This window comes from Apibacter mensalis, from assembly GCF_001418685.1.
Classification (GTDB): domain Bacteria; phylum Bacteroidota; class Bacteroidia; order Flavobacteriales; family Weeksellaceae; genus Apibacter; species Apibacter mensalis.
Map to the genome: position 1 here is coordinate 26,175 of NZ_LIVM01000004.1, position 17,521 is coordinate 43,695.

At 32.2% G+C, this 17,521-nt stretch carries 12 protein-coding genes; 3 read left to right on the forward strand and 9 right to left on the reverse strand.

The genetic code is table 11. The annotated features are described in order from the left end of the window. The first annotated feature begins 11 nt into the window (after positions 1-11). From ASC36_RS03605 to ASC36_RS03615, 3 genes are all read left to right on the forward strand, one after another. Positions 12-3,128: a type I restriction endonuclease subunit R gene (locus ASC36_RS03605; RefSeq protein ID WP_055425130.1), complete on the forward strand. Its 3,117-nt coding sequence runs from the start codon at positions 12-14 to the stop codon at positions 3,126-3,128. Positions 3,129-3,373: 245 nt separating this feature from the next. Continuing rightward, positions 3,374-3,622, forward strand: coding sequence for an ArsC/Spx/MgsR family protein (locus tag ASC36_RS03610; RefSeq protein ID WP_221400560.1), 249 nt, complete (start codon positions 3,374-3,376; stop codon positions 3,620-3,622). A 130-nt stretch (positions 3,623-3,752) separates the two neighbouring features. After that, complete coding sequence (locus tag ASC36_RS03615; protein ID WP_055425131.1) at positions 3,753-4,424, forward strand: head GIN domain-containing protein; 672 nt, start codon at positions 3,753-3,755, stop codon at positions 4,422-4,424. Between the two features lie 177 nt (positions 4,425-4,601). On the opposite strand, the gene trpS is transcribed toward ASC36_RS03615, so the two are convergent. The 9 genes from trpS to dnaN all read right to left on the reverse strand — a co-directional run bounded on the left by trpS (position 4,602) and on the right by dnaN (position 17,317). After that, positions 4,602-5,567 (reverse strand): tryptophan--tRNA ligase, encoded by a 966-nt coding sequence (gene trpS, locus ASC36_RS03620; RefSeq protein ID WP_055425132.1) that lies wholly within the window; start codon positions 5,565-5,567, stop codon positions 4,602-4,604. 132 nt (positions 5,568-5,699) lie between these two features. Then, complete coding sequence (locus tag ASC36_RS03625; RefSeq protein ID WP_055425133.1) at positions 5,700-6,341, reverse strand: lipoprotein signal peptidase; 642 nt, start codon at positions 6,339-6,341, stop codon at positions 5,700-5,702. Between the two features lie 6 nt (positions 6,342-6,347). After that, a complete protein-coding gene (locus ASC36_RS03630) occupies positions 6,348-6,725 on the reverse strand; it encodes a TraR/DksA family transcriptional regulator (protein ID WP_055425134.1) in 378 nt (125 codons plus the stop codon). A 2-nt stretch (positions 6,726-6,727) separates the two neighbouring features. Then, positions 6,728-10,123 (reverse strand): isoleucine--tRNA ligase, encoded by a 3,396-nt coding sequence (gene ileS / locus ASC36_RS03635; RefSeq protein WP_055425135.1) that lies wholly within the window; start codon positions 10,121-10,123, stop codon positions 6,728-6,730. 234 nt (positions 10,124-10,357) lie between these two features. After that, complete coding sequence (gene cls / locus ASC36_RS03640; protein ID WP_073961202.1) at positions 10,358-11,857, reverse strand: cardiolipin synthase; 1,500 nt, start codon at positions 11,855-11,857, stop codon at positions 10,358-10,360. Positions 11,858-12,390: 533 nt separating this feature from the next. Next, positions 12,391-12,921, reverse strand: coding sequence for a KdsC family phosphatase (locus ASC36_RS03645; protein WP_176696532.1), 531 nt, complete (start codon positions 12,919-12,921; stop codon positions 12,391-12,393). After that, positions 12,908-13,684, reverse strand: a complete 777-nt coding sequence (locus ASC36_RS03650) for a Rossmann-like and DUF2520 domain-containing protein (protein ID WP_055425136.1) — start codon at positions 13,682-13,684, stop codon at positions 12,908-12,910. Before ASC36_RS03650 ends, ASC36_RS03645 begins: the two co-directional genes overlap by 14 nt. Before the next feature lie 10 nt (positions 13,685-13,694). Further along, positions 13,695-16,115: a phenylalanine--tRNA ligase subunit beta gene (pheT, locus tag ASC36_RS03655; protein ID WP_055425137.1), complete on the reverse strand. Its 2,421-nt coding sequence runs from the start codon at positions 16,113-16,115 to the stop codon at positions 13,695-13,697. A gap of 86 nt (positions 16,116-16,201) precedes the next feature. Then, a complete protein-coding gene (dnaN, locus tag ASC36_RS03660) occupies positions 16,202-17,317 on the reverse strand; it encodes a DNA polymerase III subunit beta (protein WP_055425138.1) in 1,116 nt (371 codons plus the stop codon). Positions 17,318-17,521: the final 204 nt, after the last annotated feature.

Below are 17,521 nucleotides of genomic sequence, written 5' to 3' on the forward strand. Positions count from 1 at the left end.
TGGAATAGACTATGACGACTTATACAACCCCCATCGCCGAAACCAATAGCTATATTATTTTAGATAAGTACACCAAGCTTGAAGAGCCGGCGGCAGGGTATCAAACAGAAAATGAATTAGAAAACGAATTGATTCAGGATTTATGCCGTCAAGGATATGAATATTTGCCCAACCTAACTACGCACGAAAAGCTGTTGGCCAATATTCGCGTGCAGTTACAAACACTGAACAACATGCAGTTTACTGATGCAGAATGGCAGCGATTTGTATTAGAGTATTTAGATAAACCCAATGAATCGATGGTCGATAAAAGTCGCAAAATCCACCATAATCATATTTATGATTTTGTGTTTGATGATGGTCATATTCAAAATATTTATCTACTTGATAAAAAAACACTTAAAAATAATAAATTACAAGTTATTCACCAATTTCAACAAACCGGCAGCTATGCCAATCGCTACGATGTTACCATTTTAGTGAATGGCTTGCCCCTTGTTCAAGTTGAACTAAAAAAGCGTGGTATTGCCATTCGTGAAGCCTTTAATCAAGTGCATCGCTATAGTAAAGAGAGTTTTAATCAAGACAATTCGTTATTTAAATACTTGCAAATGTTTGTTATCTCAAATGGTACCGACACGCGCTATTTTGCCAATACCACCAAGCGTGATAAAAACAGCTTCGACTTTACCATGAATTGGGCCAATGTTAAAAACGAGCCGATTAAAGACTTAAAAGACTTTACTACCACGTTTTTTGCCAGTCGTACTTTGTTGAGTGTACTTATCACCTACTCGGTTTTGGATGTCAATGATACCTTATTAATTATGCGCCCTTACCAAATTGCCGCCACTGAGCGTATATTATGGCAAATCATCAGCGCTTATCATGCCAAAAGGTGGAGTAGCTTACAAAGTGGTGGATTTATTTGGCACACAACAGGTTCCGGCAAAACACTGACCAGCTTTAAAGCGGCACGGTTAGCCACCGAACTGGAATTTATCGATAAAGTCTTTTTTGTGGTGGATCGTAAAGATCTGGATTATCAAACCATGAAAGAGTATCAAAAATTCTCAAAAGACAGTGTCAATGGCTCAAACAGCACCGCTGGGCTGAAGCGTAATATTGAGAAAACCGATAATAAAATTATTGTTACCACCATTCAAAAACTGAATAATTTGATTAAAAGCGAAGATGACTTAGCAATCTATGATAAACAGGTCGTGTTTATTTTTGACGAAGCGCACCGCTCCCAGTTTGGCGAAGCTCAAAAAAACTTAAAGCGTAAATTTAAAAAATATTACCAATTTGGTTTCACCGGCACGCCGATTATGCTTGATAACGCACAAGGAGCACAAACCACAGCCGATGTTTTTGGACGTGAATTGCATGCTTATGTGTTAACCGATGCCATTCGTGACGAAAAGGTACTAAAATTTAAAGTTGACTATAATGATGTGCGTCCTAATTTTAAATCGATAGAGCAAGAACAAAATCTCGAAAAACTCAGCGCTGCTGAAAATAAAAAAGCATTGCTCCACCCAAACCGTATTGAGCAAATCACACAATATATTCTGAATAATTTTAAACAAAAAACCCACCGCTTAATGGGCAAAAGTAAAGGGTTCAATGCCATGTTTGCAGTGAGTAGTGTCGATGCGGCTAAACTCTATTATGAATCATTCAAAAAATTACAAAAAGGGGCCAATCAGCCGTTAAAAATAGCCACCATATTTTCTTATTCTGCTAATGAAGAACAAGACGCACAGGGTAATTTTGCCGATGAAAGTTTTGAAATAGACGCCTTAAATCAAAGTGCCAAAGAGTTTTTAGCGATGGCTATTGATGACTATAATCAGGAATTTAAATCAAACTATGATGTCAGCAGTGATCAATTTCAAAACTATTATCGCGATTTATCTTTAAAAGTAAAAAATCTAGAAATTGATTTATTAATTGTGGTGGGTATGTTTTTAACTGGCTTTGATGCGCCAACGCTTAATACTTTATTTGTTGATAAAAACCTGCGGTATCATGGGTTAATTCAAGCCTTTTCACGCACCAATCGTATCTATAATGCCACCAAAACCTTTGGTAATATTGTGGCGTTTCGTGATTTAGAACAAGCCACCATTGATGCAATAAAAATATTTGGTAAAAGTAATACTCGTGAAGTGGTGTTAGAAAAAAGCTTTAAGGAATACATGGAAGGGTTTACTGAACAAAGCTCAGGTCAGTTCCATCAGGGCTATCTAGCCATCGTTGCCGAGTTACAAGAAAAGTTCCCACGCCCTGATGAAATTATCAAAGAAAAAGATAAAAAAGCGTTTGTTAAATTATTTGGTGAGTACTTGCGTGCTGATAACATCTTGCAAAATTATGATGAATTTGTTGCATTAAAAGATTTCCAACAATTAGATATGACCGATGCACAAGCGGTTTTAGCGTTTAAAAATAAGCATTATGTGACTGATGAAGATCTGCAAAAAATGCAAGCCGTTAAACTACCGACTGATCGCGCAATACAAAATTATCGTTCAACTTATAATGATATTCGTGATTGGCTACGCCGAGAAAAAGAAGCCAATCAACAAGATCAGCAAAGATTTGACTGGGATGATGTGGTTTTCGAAATTGATCTATTAAAATCACAAGAGATCAATTTGGATTATATTCTTGAGTTAATTTATGAACAAAATAAGCAAGAAAAAACCAAACAGGACATTGTCGAAGATGCTAAGCGATTAATTCGATCAAGCTTAGAAAATCGAGCTAAAGAAGAGCTAGTTGTCGAATTTATAAAACAAACCGATCTTGACGCTATTCCGGATAAAGCCTCGATTATTGATGCGTTTTTCTTATATGCTCAGCAAGAATTGCAGATAGAACTAAATAGCTTAATTGAAGAAGAAAATCTAAACGAAGCATCCGCAAAACGCTATATCGCCTCATCATTAAAACGAGAATATGCAACCGAAAACGGCACTGAGTTGAACGAGATTTTGCCGAAAATGAGCCCACTCAATCCCCAATATTTAATTAAAAAGAACCGAGTCTTTGAAAAAATCGCCGCACTGGTTGAAAAGTTTAAAGGGGTTGGGGGGATTGTAAGATTTATTAATATTTAGATATCTATGAAATAATACTAGATTTAGGATTTATCAGGTATTAAAAAAAAATATTTTGTAGAGTAATACTCACAGTATCATATAAAAATATTAAATAGAAAATGGAATGTTTGGAAAGAAAAATGATTTATAATTGTTATAAAAAAAATGATTGATTAAAAATTATGAAAATAACGATCTTACACTATTCCGTTTGCAGCACTTGTAAAAAAGTAACCTAATGGCTAAAAGATAATAATATAAAATTGGTAGAGAGAAATATTTCAACGGATCGTCCAAATAAAGAAGAATTAAATGGGTGGTATCAAAAATCAGAATTGCCTTTAAACAAGTTTTTTAACACTTCAGGAAAACTATATAAAGAATTAAATTTGAAAGAAAAAGTAAAAACAAGCAGTGAGGATGAATTGGTGTCTCTTCTTTCTACCCATGGTATGTTGGTGAAACGTCCGTTAGTGATAAACGATGATTTTATATTAGTTGGATTTAAATAAAGATAATGGGAAAGATTGTTATTAAGCTAATATTTTTATGAAAATTGCCTCTAAAATATATACTTATTGCTGATATAGTGTCAATAGTGTAATTATGGCTTAATTATTGAAATCTATGTCAAAAAAGTATATGAAGAAAATTTTAATTATTTTATTTACGATAATTTCTTTTCAGATTGTTTCTGCTCAGGCAATAGTTAGAAATATAAGAAATTTTACCGTTTTGCGTGTTTTTGATAAAATTCCGGTAACACTAATTTCTTCTACAGAAAACAAAGTTGAAATAGACGGATTAAAAAAAGAAGATGTAAAAACCGTTAGAAAAGGGGGTGAATTAATCATTATGATGGACAAATTAAAATTATTGAACGATGATGAGGTAAATGTAAAGGTATATTATAAAAAGTTAAAAAGTATACATGCTTGTGAAGGCTCTACCATAACCGGAAATAATAAATTAGAAGTAAATTTATTAAATATTGGGGCTACTGAAGGTTCCAAGATTACAGTACTTGTTGGAGTAAACAGAATACATGCCAAACTAAATTCAAAAGGAGAAATAAAAGTTTCCGGAATGGCTACTCATCAAAATATTAAGGTTTCTTCAGGTGGTAAATACGATGCTAAAGAGCTAGATTCGAATAAAGTTGCTGTTGCGGTTATTTCCCAAGGAACTGCTATTGTAAATTCAAATGGATTGGTAGAAACTAAAATAAAGGATGGAGGGGATATCAATGTGTATGGGGGAGCTGAAGTTATTAAAAAAGGTATTGAAGGTGGTGGATATGTAAATATTTATTAAATAAAAAGGGTATAAAAATATTAAATACAACTATAGATAAAATCTATTGCAAATAATTGTGAAGAAAAAATAATTAAACTAAAATTGTATCCTTTTACACAAGAATTTAAATATTAGTTTAATTAGTTTAGTTTAAATTGTAGCAAAGTTTTTTTGCTGCAATTTTTTTTTAATCATTTAAAATTTTAAAAATTTTCTGACTCTTTTTAAAGTTTCAGACGCTATTATTTTTGTTTTACCTGCTCCTTCTTTAAGTATATTTTCAAGTTCATCTAAATGATTCATATAGTAATTATATTTTTCTCTAGCTTCACTAAATTCACGTAGAATAACTTTAAATAATTCATTCTTAGCGTGTCCGTATCCATACCCTCCTGCTAAATAATTTTGTCTCATATTTTCCACTTCTTGAGAAGTTGCCACCAGTTTATAAATTGAAAAGGCATTGCAGGTATCCGGATTTTTAGGTTCTTCCAGTGGAGTAGAATCAGTTACAATGGACATGATTTGTTTTTTTAATTCTTTTTCAGGTGCAAAAATTTGAATAGTATTCCCTCTCGATTTACTCATTTTATTGCCATCAGTCCCGGGTACGTACATGGTATTTTCTTGAATTTTAGCTTCAGGTATAATTAAAACATCTCCATGCATCTTATTAAATTTTTGTGCCACATCTCTTGTCATTTCCAGATGTTGCAATTGATCTTTTCCTACCGGTACTACATGAGCATCGTATAAGAGAATATCAGCAGCCATAAGCATAGGATAAGTAAATAACCCTGAATTTACATCTTCCAAACGATCGGCCTTATCTTTAAATCCATGCGCTAAAGCTAAACGGCTATATGGAAAATAACAAAGCATATACCACATAAGTTCTGTTACTTCAGGTATGTCTGATTGTCTGTAGAAATAAGTTTTGGAAATATCTAGTCCACATGCGAGCCAGGTTGCAGCTATTTCATACGTATTTTGTTGAAGGACCTCAGAATTTTTAATTTGCGTCATGGAATGCAAATCGGCAATAAAGAAGAAGGATTCGTTATTAGGATCATTGCTTAATTTGATAGCCGGTGCTATTGCCCCTAATATATTACCTAAGTGTGGAGTACCCGTACTTTGTATGCCTGTTAAAACTCTCATCTGCGTATTTTATGTGATAAATTGCAAATTTACATTTAAAATATAAAGTTCAAAAAACTTATGTGTTTTTATTGTACTAAGTTAAGTTTTAAATAACCTGAAGCATACAAAATCGTATAATTTGAGTATAGCTTATTGCATCCACTCCTTAGGAAAAATACCGGGTTTGAAGAAGTAGATAATAATTAAACATATCGCTCCTATGGTAATAGAAGAATCAGCAATATTAAAAATGTAATTAAAGAATTGAATTCTTTCTCCTCCCCAGACAGGAATCCATTGAGGTAAGTAGGTATCTATAAGTGGAAAACGAAACATATCTACTACACATCCTCCAAAAAGAGGAGCATAGCCTTCGAAATTAAGTTTGGAAATCCCCGAATAACCGTACCAATCTTTTACTGGAGAACTGTAGGTAGTACCCGAATCGAAAATTATTCCATAAAATGTGCTGTCAATTAAATTACCTATGGCTCCGGCAAAAATTAATCCGGCAGGAATAATGAAATACCATGTATTAGCCTTTTTAGACCATTTATTAATATAATAAGCCATTAAACCTATTAAAACCAAACGCAATAAGCTTAAGCCTATTTTACCGACAAATCCTCCCAGTTGCACTCCGTATGCCATGCCAGGATTTTCTACATAAGTAAGGTAAAACCAATCGAAAACCTTTACTTCCTCATGAAGATGAAAATGTGTTTTTACGTATAGTTTTGATGCCTGATCTATAAAAAGGATAAAAAATGTTATCCATAAGACTTTCTTCATTTCTAACTATTGATTGTTTTTAGCCTCGATGCTTAAAGTAGCATGAGGAACTGCTTTCAATCTATCTTTACCTATCAATTTACCGGAAATTCTGCAAATTCCGTATGTTTTGTTTTCAATTCGTACCAATGCATTTCGTAAATCACGGATAAATTTTTCTTGACGTGCTGCCAAATGAGAGTTACTTTCTTTGCTCATGGTTTCAGAGCCCTCTTCGAATGCTTTAAAAGTAGGAGAGGTATCGTCCGTACCGTTATTTAAATCATTAACAAAAGCTTCTTTTAGCATGATTAAATCATTTTCTGCTTTTTCTATTTTATCAAGAATGAGTTTCTTAAATTCTTCAAGTTCTTCGTCAGAATATCTAAGTCTGTCTTCAGTCATAATTACACTTTTTTTAGTACAATTTTAATTTTAATTTCATTAATGTCAAATTCTGTCCCGTCGGCAGTGTTACTCACAAAAGTTAATTTCTGTGTTAATGTTTCAGAACATATATATTCCATGTTTTCGTTAACGGATTTTTCAATTTCTTCATTGGCTTGAATTTCTAAAGATATTTTATCGGTAACTTCCAAGCCATGCTCTTTTCTCAAGTTTTGAATTTTATTTACCAGTTCACGCGCAATTCCTTCAGATTTTAATTCAGGTGTAATAGTTATATCTAGGGCAACAGTTAATTTATCGTCATTGGCAACCAACCATCCCGTGATATCTCGAGTGCGGATTTCAACATCATCTAAGTTCAGCTCATAGCCGGATATTTTGATTGATCCGTTTCTTTCCAACTCTTCAATTTGTGAAGAGGATAAATGTTGAAGCTCTTGGCTGACAACTTTCAGATCTTTGCCTAATTTGGGCCCTAAAGCTTTAAAATTAGGCTTTACTGCTTTCACAATAATATCAGAAGCCTCTTCAGGATTCAACAATTGAACTTCTTTTACGTTGACTTCTTGTTTTATTATAGGTATAATAGATTCTAAATTTTCTCTGTCATTTTTACTTAAAACAGGAATCATAATTTTTTGCAAAGGCTGGCGAACTTTTATATTTTCTTTTTTACGTAAAGAGAATATCATAGTGGTCAATTTTTGTGCTAAATGAGTTCTTTGCAGCAACAAATAATCAATTTCTTTTTCTTGCTTAACCGGAAAATAAGCTAAATGAACCGATGTAAAAGGTTCTTTACCCGTAACTGCATTTAAGTCCTGATATAATCTATCGGAATAAAAAGGAGCTGCCGGTGACATTAATTTAGCAATAGCATCCAAACATTTATAGAGAGTTTGGTATGCAGAAATTTTATCATTAGAGTATTCTCCTTTCCAAAAACGTCTCCTTGATAATCGTACATACCAATTACTTAAGTTATCTATTACAAAAGTATTAATTGCCCGTAAAGCTTTCGTAGGTTCGTAATCGGAGTAGAATGAATCTACTTCTTCAATCAATATATTAAGCTCGGAAAGTATCCATCGATCTAATTCATTTCTTTCTTTAAAAGGGATATCATTCTCTTTATAACTGAATCCATCAACATTAGCATATAAAGCGAAGAAAGAATACGTATTATAAAGGGTACCAAATATTTTACGACGTACTTCATCGATACCTTCCAAATCAAATTTTAAATTATCCCAAGGTTGAGCATTGGAAATCATATACCATCGGGTAGCATCCGGTCCGTACATGGCTAAGGTTTCAAAGGGTTCGACGGCGTTTCCTTTGCTTTTAGACATTTTATTTCCTTTTTTATCTAAAACCAAGCCATTGGAAACAACATTTTTAAATGTAATGCTATCAAAAATTAGGGTGCCGATTGCATGTAATGTATAGAACCATCCGCGAGTTTGGTCTACTCCTTCAGCGATAAAATCTGCCGGATAATAGGTACGGTCATCAATTAATTCTTTATTTTCAAAAGGATAGTGCCATTGAGCATAAGGCATAGCTCCGGAATCAAACCAAACATCAATTAAATCGCTTTCTCGTTTCATGGGCTTTCCACTTTCTGAAACAAGTACTATTTGATCTACAATGTTTTTATGGAGGTCTATTTTACTGTAATTTTCTTCTGAAAAATCATCTACCACAAAATCTTCAAAAATATTTTTAGGCATGAATCCGGCTTTAACGGATTTATCCATCTCGGCGATTAACTCTTTGAGTGAGCCAATGATAATTTCTTCCTTAGAATCTTCGGTTCTCCAAATAGGTAGGGGAGTACCCCAATATCTGGAACGCGAAAGATTCCAGTCATTTGCATTTTCCAACCAGTTTCCGAAACGTCCTTCACCGGTAGATTTAGGTTTCCAATTTATATTCTGATTTAATTCGGTCATTCTTTCACGCACTTCCGTAATTTTTATAAACCAAGAATCAAGAGGATAGTAAAGAATCGGCTTATCCGTTCTCCAACAATGTGGATAGTTATGATTGTATTTTTCTACTTTAAAAGCCTTATTTTCGGTCTTTAGAAGTATGGCTATTTCTACATCGGCAGATCTTTCGGGAGCTTCGTTTTCGTTATAATATTCAATGCGTACATATTTTCCTGCAAAAGGTTGGGGTAAACTAGTAATAAATTTACCCTGTAAGTCAACCAAGGGAACAGGATTTTGGTTTTCATCAAGAACTAACATGCCGGGAACTCCATGTTCTTTAGCTACTTTAGCATCGTCTGCACCAAAGGTCGGAGCAGTATGAACTATACCTGTACCGTCTTCAGTGGTAACATGGTCTCCATCAATTACTACAAACGCTTTATCCGAATCTTTATACGGTAAAGTCCAAGTTAGCAATTGTTCGTATTTTATTCCGACTAAGTCTTTTCCCTTGTATTGAGCAAGAATACGGTAGGGAATTTTTTTATCTTCAGGTTTAAATTCAAGAAAATCTTCATCCGATTCAGCAAGTACATATTTACCTGAAAACTGATTTCCCACTAATTCTTTCGCCAAAATTACATTTATTGGCTGAAATGTGTATTGATTAAAAGTTTTAACGAGAACATAATCAATAGAACCTCCAACTGTTAAAGCAGTATTGGAAGGTAAAGTCCATGGGGTGGTTGTCCAAGCTAGGAAATATACATCTCCTTGAACATCATTAAATAAAAGGGTACTATCCTTAATTGTTTTAAATTGAGCAACAATGGTAGTGTCGGTAATATCTTTATAGGCACCGGGTAAACTTAGCTCATGGCTGGATAAACCCGTTCCTGCTTTAGGGGAATAAGGCTGAATAGTATAGCCCTTATAAAGTAAATTTTTATTGTAAATTTGTTTTAACAACCACCAAACACTTTCCATATATTTAGGATCGTAGGTAATGTAAGGATGATTCAAATCTACCCAATAACCTATTTTTTGTGTTAATTCATTCCAAGCACCTGTGTAACGCATAACCGCCTCTTTACAAGCTTTATTGTATTCTTCCACGGTTATTTTTTTACCGATATCTTCTTTGGTAATACCCAATTCTTTTTCAACACCAAGTTCTACAGGTAATCCGTGTGTATCCCAACCGGCCTTCCTATTGACTTGTTTTCCTTTCAAGGTTTGATAACGACAAAAAATATCCTTTATGGTACGAGCCATTACATGATGTATTCCCGGCATTCCGTTAGCAGATGGAGGACCTTCAAAAAATACATACTGAGGTTTTCCTTCGCGAGATTTTATACTTTCTTGAAAAATATGGTTTTTTTTCCAGAAATTTAAAATTTCTTCTGCAAATTTATTTAGATTTAATTCCTTATATTCTTGAAATTTATTGCTCATTTTCTTTTTAAACAATTGCGAAAAAAATTGATTTGCGAATATACGAAAAAAAAGTCTATATTAAATGGGGTTTAAGTGTAAAGTAAATCGGATTTAGTGCATTATTATCAACGATTTATATCTTAAAAAAAATCTTAAATTTCAAAAATATATTCATCAAAGAATATTCCCGGATAATAGTTCTCACTAGTCTGAATACTAAGGTTTAGATAGGATGGTATAAATTGAATTTTTTTATAAAAGAGGAGATATAAGTTTGGCAACGGAATTTCCTAGATCAATCAACTTATTTCTTTTCGTCCATTCCTTATACGATACTTCCGTACTGTTTTCAATGTCTTCCATAAAAGCATCATAAAGCTCTTGATTTATAGTCTCGCTGTAAACTAAGGCGCTTATTTCAAAATTTAAATCGAAACTTCGCATATCCAAATTAGCTGATCCTATGACAGAAAGATTGGTATCGGAAATTATAGTCTTGGCATGTACAAAGCCTTTAGTATATCTGAAAATTCTAACACCGGCAGCCAACAATTCTTTATAATAGGCGCATGAAGCTGCATTAACAATTATGCTATCAGATTTATACGGAACCAATATTCTAACATCCACTCCACTTAAGGCTGCATATTTTAGAGCATTAACAATGGTTTCGTTAGGGATAAGGTAGGGAGTTGTTAAGTAAAGTCTCTTTCTACTAGACATTATAATTCCGTTATATACAAGCATAATGGTTGCCCGATCACTATCCGGTCCACTGGCAGCAATCTGCATAAGCTCCGGATTATCATCCTTACTTGTGATGTCTGTAGAAGGGTGAAAGTAATCTTTATCGAAAGGATCGACGTCTTTTCCTGAACAAAAATTCCAATCCGTTATGAAATTATATTGTAAACCGTTTACTGCTTCTCCTTTCACCATAAAATGTGTATCACGCCAAAATAATTTATTGTTCGGGGTATTAATATATCTATCATCAACGTTAATTCCTCCTATAAAACCAACTTGGGAATCAATGATAATTATTTTACGGTGATTACGATAATTCATTCTGTTAGCAAAAGCATAAAGCTTAATTTTGTAAAAAGCAGCTGCTTGTACTCCGCCGTCGCGTAATTCTTTAATCATTCTTTTGTTTAAAGAATGGCTTCCAAAATCGTCGTATATAAACCGAACAATTACGCCTTCTTTAGCTTTTTTTATTAAAATTTTTTTAATTTCGTTACCTATGTAGTCATCAGCAAAAATATAGTATTCAATATGAATATGTTTGGTTGCTTTTTTTAATTCTTCAATAACCTTTTTGAATTTATTTTCACCATTTATAAGCAATTTTGTATTATCAGCTACATATAGAGCGGACGAAGTATCTTTTAATAGCATTCTGATTGAATGTGTTCTACCCTCCAATAAGTTTTTATATTTACTAATTCTTTTTTCAGTATGTTCATTTATTTGATTTCTGAGTATTTGGTAATAATTTCGGTCGTGTGTGTATTTTATTTTATACAGTTTTTCAAGTCGGTAGTTCATACCTATCGAAAAATATAAAATAACTCCTATAATGGGAAGTATAATAACTATAAGAAGATAACCGATTGCTTTAGAAGGGCTTTCCGTATTTTTTATAATTTTAAAGATGGTATAAATAATAACAATAATATAAAGAACAGCACCTATTATTGATAGATATTCAAAGTTTAATGATTTAAACCATGCTATAAATTTATCCATACACTTTCTAATTTGCAACGAAAAATTATTATAAATTTAGTAAATTTAAATATTAAACAACTTTTATTATTTATATCTATAATTTTCAGTATTTTAAAAATATAATTATAAAATAATTATGTTTTTATGATTATTTTTATTTATATAATAAATAATTATAGTAAAATAAGGTAGCTTGATGGTGCGACTGGATTGGCAAATATTTTGATTTATGGTGAAAAAAATAATAATAGAGAGTGTGTTTTATATGAATTAATTCCTGTTTGTAACTAATAATTTATTCACTATAAATTTAATAGTTGATAAATACATTTTATTATAAAGGATACATAAAAAATCTGTAACCTATAACGGAATGGCATTTAAATAATGATAAAATAAAAACTAAAATAAGTATTAGTTATACGTTGTTTGCTACTTTTAAAAATGAATCTTTATCAAAACATCCATTAATTTATTAGTGAAGAATTTAAGTATAGATATAATATAAACTAGACTGAAATAGCATAGAAGAAATCCTAATTTATATATTTTTATATGGATGCGGTAGTATCCTTGTTTTCAAGATAATCCCAATCACCTTTTACTCTTAATACTTGTTCAATAACATCTCTCACACAACCTTTTCCGCCTTTTTGGGGTGAAATATAATCTGCGATAGAAAGAATTTCAGCACAAGCATCCTTAGGTGCGGCGCCAATTCCAACTTTTGTCATCACTTCATGATCCGGAATATCATCTCCCATATATAAAACTTCATGTGGTTTCAATCCGTATTTATAAAGAAAATCTTCTAAGTCATCCCATTTATTTTTTGAATCAAGATATATGTCTGTAATTCCTAAATAGTTAAGTCGACTAACTACTGAAGCATCTTTCCCCCCTGTGATTACGGCTATTTTATATCCTTTCTTAACAGCAAACTGTAATGCGAAGCCATCTTTAGTATTCATATTTCTTATCATTTCTTTGTTGATAAGAATGATGGATCCGTCAGTCATAACTCCGTCAACATCAAAGACGAATGAATTAATATGATTGAGCTTTTCTTTATAATTTATCATGATAAGTTTTTAAGATGGAATTAGTTAGAAGTGAATACAATTGATATAAATTAGAGTCTGATTCTAAAATAGATAAATGTTTCTGGATAACAATGTTGTCGTTTCTTTTAGCAGGTCCCGTTTGAGCATCGTAAGGAGTAATGTCATCGTTTATTTTTTCAAAAGTTTCTTTAATTAGTGGTTTTAATATTTCAAAAGAAATATCTTGATTACGACAAATTTCATTAGCTATGTAAAATAAATGATTGGTAAAATTATTTACCCATACACCGGACATATGTATCTGTAATCGTTTTTCTGAATCCACTACATAGGCTTCATCAGAAATTCTCTTAGCAAGACTTAGAAGAATATTCTCATCTTCTTTATTTTCTGCCTCAATAAAAAAAGGAATTTTATCATATTCCAATGCTCTTTTTCTTGAGAAGGTTTGTAGAGGATAAAAAATCCCTTTTCTGTATTTTCCTTTAAGTGCAGATAAAGGTATAGATCCTGAGGTATGAACAACTAAACAATCTTCAAAAGGAACATAATAGGATATTTCAGATATAGCCTTATCTGAGGTGCAAATAATATAGATATCTGCCTTTACAATCTCTGAAATTTTATCTGTATAATTTATGTTATAATCTTCTGAAAAATTTTGTGCCTTATCCAGAGTTCTGTTAAAAATCTGTACTACATTTATTGTGTTCTCAAGCAAAGCTCTTGTTATATGATAAGCAACATTTCCCGCCCCTAATATTACTACATTTTTATGCATATTTTTACCATTAATTATTTCTTAATTCAGCATGAAATTGTGATGAAAAACGGTCTAGTAATTTATTCATCACTTTATCAATATCTTGATCCGTAAGAGTTTTATTTTCGTCTTGAAGGAAAAAATTCAAAGCATACGATTTTTTTCCTTCAGGCAGGTTCTTACCCTCATAAACATCAAAAAGATTTACAGATTGTAGTAATTTATTTTCTGCATCAAAGGCAGCCTTATATAAATCAAAATAGGTAATTTCTTTATCTAGCAAAAGTGCTAAATCTCGTGTTGAACCGGGGAATTTTGGTATTTCAGCTAATTTGAGAGGTTTTTTCTTTGACGTAAGATCTACCAGTTTTTCCCATTCCAATTCAGCATAAAATACATTTCCTTTTAATCCGAAATCTTTTATAAGGTTGGGATTTATACTTCCCATTTTACCTATAGAAGATGCATTTACAAATAATTCAATACCGTCTTTATATATAAAATTTGATTCTAAAGGTTTTTCTTCAAGATTTAAATTAAAACCTTTAAGTAATTGTGTTATAATACCTTTTAAATGAAAAAAAGAAGAGATGTTTGGAGGAGTAATCCAATTACCTTCTTGAAAATTACCGTATAAAGCTACCGAAAGTTTTTTACTTTCAATATATGTTCCACTTGCGGTTTTAAAATAAGTTTTCCCAAATTCATAAAACTTAATTGCTTTTTGATTCCGATTACTGTTAAATGAAATACTTTGTAATATTCCGTAAGCCAGAGATTGCCTCATCACACACAAATCTGCGCTTAATGGATTAATCAGTTCTACATAATTTATATCCTCAGTCCTACGAGAAGTTAAAGAATTATTAATTATTTCATAAAATCCATTGTTTTTTAATTGGTTAGCGATGGTGTTTTCAAAAAATTCTTCATCATAAGCCCTTTTATTTTCATAAGCGAATGTAAATTTTTCAGGTATATCAATTTGGTTATATCCGTAGATTCTTGCAATTTCCTCAATAACATCTATCTCTCTAGTAACATCTACACGATATGCAGGGACTATAAGATCAAGAACTTCATTAATATCGCTAATAATGGTAAATTCTAACGATTTTAAAATTTCTTTTATTTGTTCACGGTGAATTTTTTTTCCTAAAATCCGATCAATTTTATGATACCTTAAAATAGTATTAATATTCTTTATAGGATTGGGATAAATGTCTACTATTTCTCCAACAATGGTAGCATTGGTAAATTCTTTAAAAAGCTCGCAGGCTTTTTTCAAAGCAAGGATAGTATAGTTGGGATCTACACCTCTTTCAAAACGGAAAGATGAATCTGTGTTTAATCCTTCTTTTTTGGAAGTTTTTCTAATTGATACCGGATCAAAATAAGCGGCTTCTAAAAAAATATTTTTAGTTTCATTGGAAACTCCGGATTCTATCCCCCCATATACCCCAGCTAAGCATAAAGGAGTATCTTGAGCATCTTTTATGATCAGTTCAGTATCAGATAAATTCCTTTCCACTCCATCTAAAGTAGTGAATTTAGTTCCTTCGGATACAGTACCTACTTTTATTTTTTGACCGCTAATTTTATCAGCATCAAAAGCGTGAAGAGGAAGTCCGTAAGAATGTAATACATAATTGGTGATATCTACGGCATTATTGATGGGAGATAATCCTATGATTCTTAATTGATTTTGAAGCCAATCAGGAGAAGGTTTAATTTCAATATTCTTCAAATATATACCCGAATATCTTGGGCAGAGTTGGTGATTTTCCACCTCAACTTTAATTGGATTTCCTGTTGTTTCATCTAATTTGAAATTTTCGATTGAGATAGGTTGTAATTCAGCCTTTATTTTTCTGTTTTTCAATGCAGCATATAAATCACGGGCTACACCGTAATGAGACATGGCATCGGTGCGATTAGGAGTGAGTCCTATTTCAATGCAGTAATCTTTGAAGACATTATAAACCTTATTCAGCGGGGTACCCGCTTTTAATTCTTTATCCAGTACAAGTATACCTTCGTGACTTTCACCCAAGCCCAACTCATCTTCGGCACAGATCATTCCGAAAGATTCTTCACCACGTATTTTACTTTTCTTAATTATAAATTCACTGCCATCTTCAGAATATAAAGAGGTTCCCAATGTTGCTACAGGAACTTTTTGCCCTTTTTCAACATTTGGTGCTCCGCATACAATTTGAACGATTTCATGACCTAAGTTAACTTTAGTTAATTTGAGCTTATCGGCATTCGGGTGTTTCTCACACTCCATGACTTCACCAACAACTACACCTTTAAGACTGCCTTTAACCGATTCAATTTCTTCAATATCTTCTACTTCCAAACCTATGTCCGTAAGTATGGAAGCTATCTTTTCAACAGATAAATCAGTCTTAATATATTTACTTAACCAGTTATAAGAAATTTTCATTGATTTTACTATTTATATCAAAAAAATCTTATGTAAACTATTAATTTACATAAGAGAGAGAAAAAAGTGGTTTATATTTAATTTATTTAGTTATTTAACATAACAGGCATTACCAGCATCAATATGTCTTCATTTTCATCCAGCCCATCTGCCGGTTTTATAATTCCTGCACGGTTGGGTGTAGACATTTCAAGAGTAATGTCTTCAGATGAAATGTTGTTAAGCATTTCATTCAAGAATTTGGAATTAAATCCTATTTTCAGTTCTTCTCCATTGTAATCACAAGGAAGGCTCATATCCGCTTTATTGGAAAAGTCAACGTCCTCGGCGCTTAATTTAAGTAAATTTCCATTTAATGCCAGACGGACCTGCGATGTTGATTTATTAGAGAAAAGAGAGGCTCTTTTTAAAGAGCTTAAAAACAATTGTCTATTTATAGTTAATACATTAGGATTCTCTTTAGGTATTACAGCGTCATAATTGGGATATTTACCGTCGATCAATCTACATACCCATTGAGTTTCATTATGGGTAAATCGTGCATTCGTTTCGTTAAATTCAATAATGACCTCATCATCGTATGCAATTAAAGCATTTTTTAATAGAGTAAGCGGTTTTTTAGGCATGATAAATTCTATATCTTCGCCGGCATTAATATCTTTTCGGGTATATTTTACCAAGCGATGCGCATCGGTTGCTACAAATCGACATTCAGAATCAGTAAATTGAAATAGTACCCCGGTCATCACGGGACGCATGGCGTCATTACCGGTTGAAAACACAGTATTGGCAACAGCTTCCCCTAAAACGGAGGCTTTCATGGTTATAGACTTATCTGTGTCTAATTCAGGTATGGTAGGATATTGATCTACATCGTCTAATGCTATAAAATAATTGTCTTTTTCATCCACAATTTCCAGTTGATTTCCTTCTTGAGAAAAGGAAAGCGGCTGTTCGGAAAAAGTTTTTACAGTATCGGTAAGTAGTTTAGATGGGACTGCAATTTTACCTTTATCTGTACTTTGAACTTGAATGCTGGTTTTCATGGTAGTTTCCCCATCTGATCCGTAGATGGTTAATTGATCAAAATCCAGGTCGAATAAAAAATTTTCCAATACAGGTAAAGACGAATTTCCTCCGGTAACTCCACTTATTAATTGTAATGCTTTTAATAATTCTCCGCTTGAAACTATGAATTTCATATATGAATTTTTTCTTAATATTTACAAAATTAGTTTTTTTCATTCTAAATCAAACTCTTTTTTCAATTTTTATTGAAAAAATATTATTATCAAAAAAAAATATAGTTCTTTATGATATATTACATTATTTTCTATTCATTACTTTTATAAATATAATAAGATAATAATTTTAATTTTTTTAAAAATATTTTTCAATCAATTATG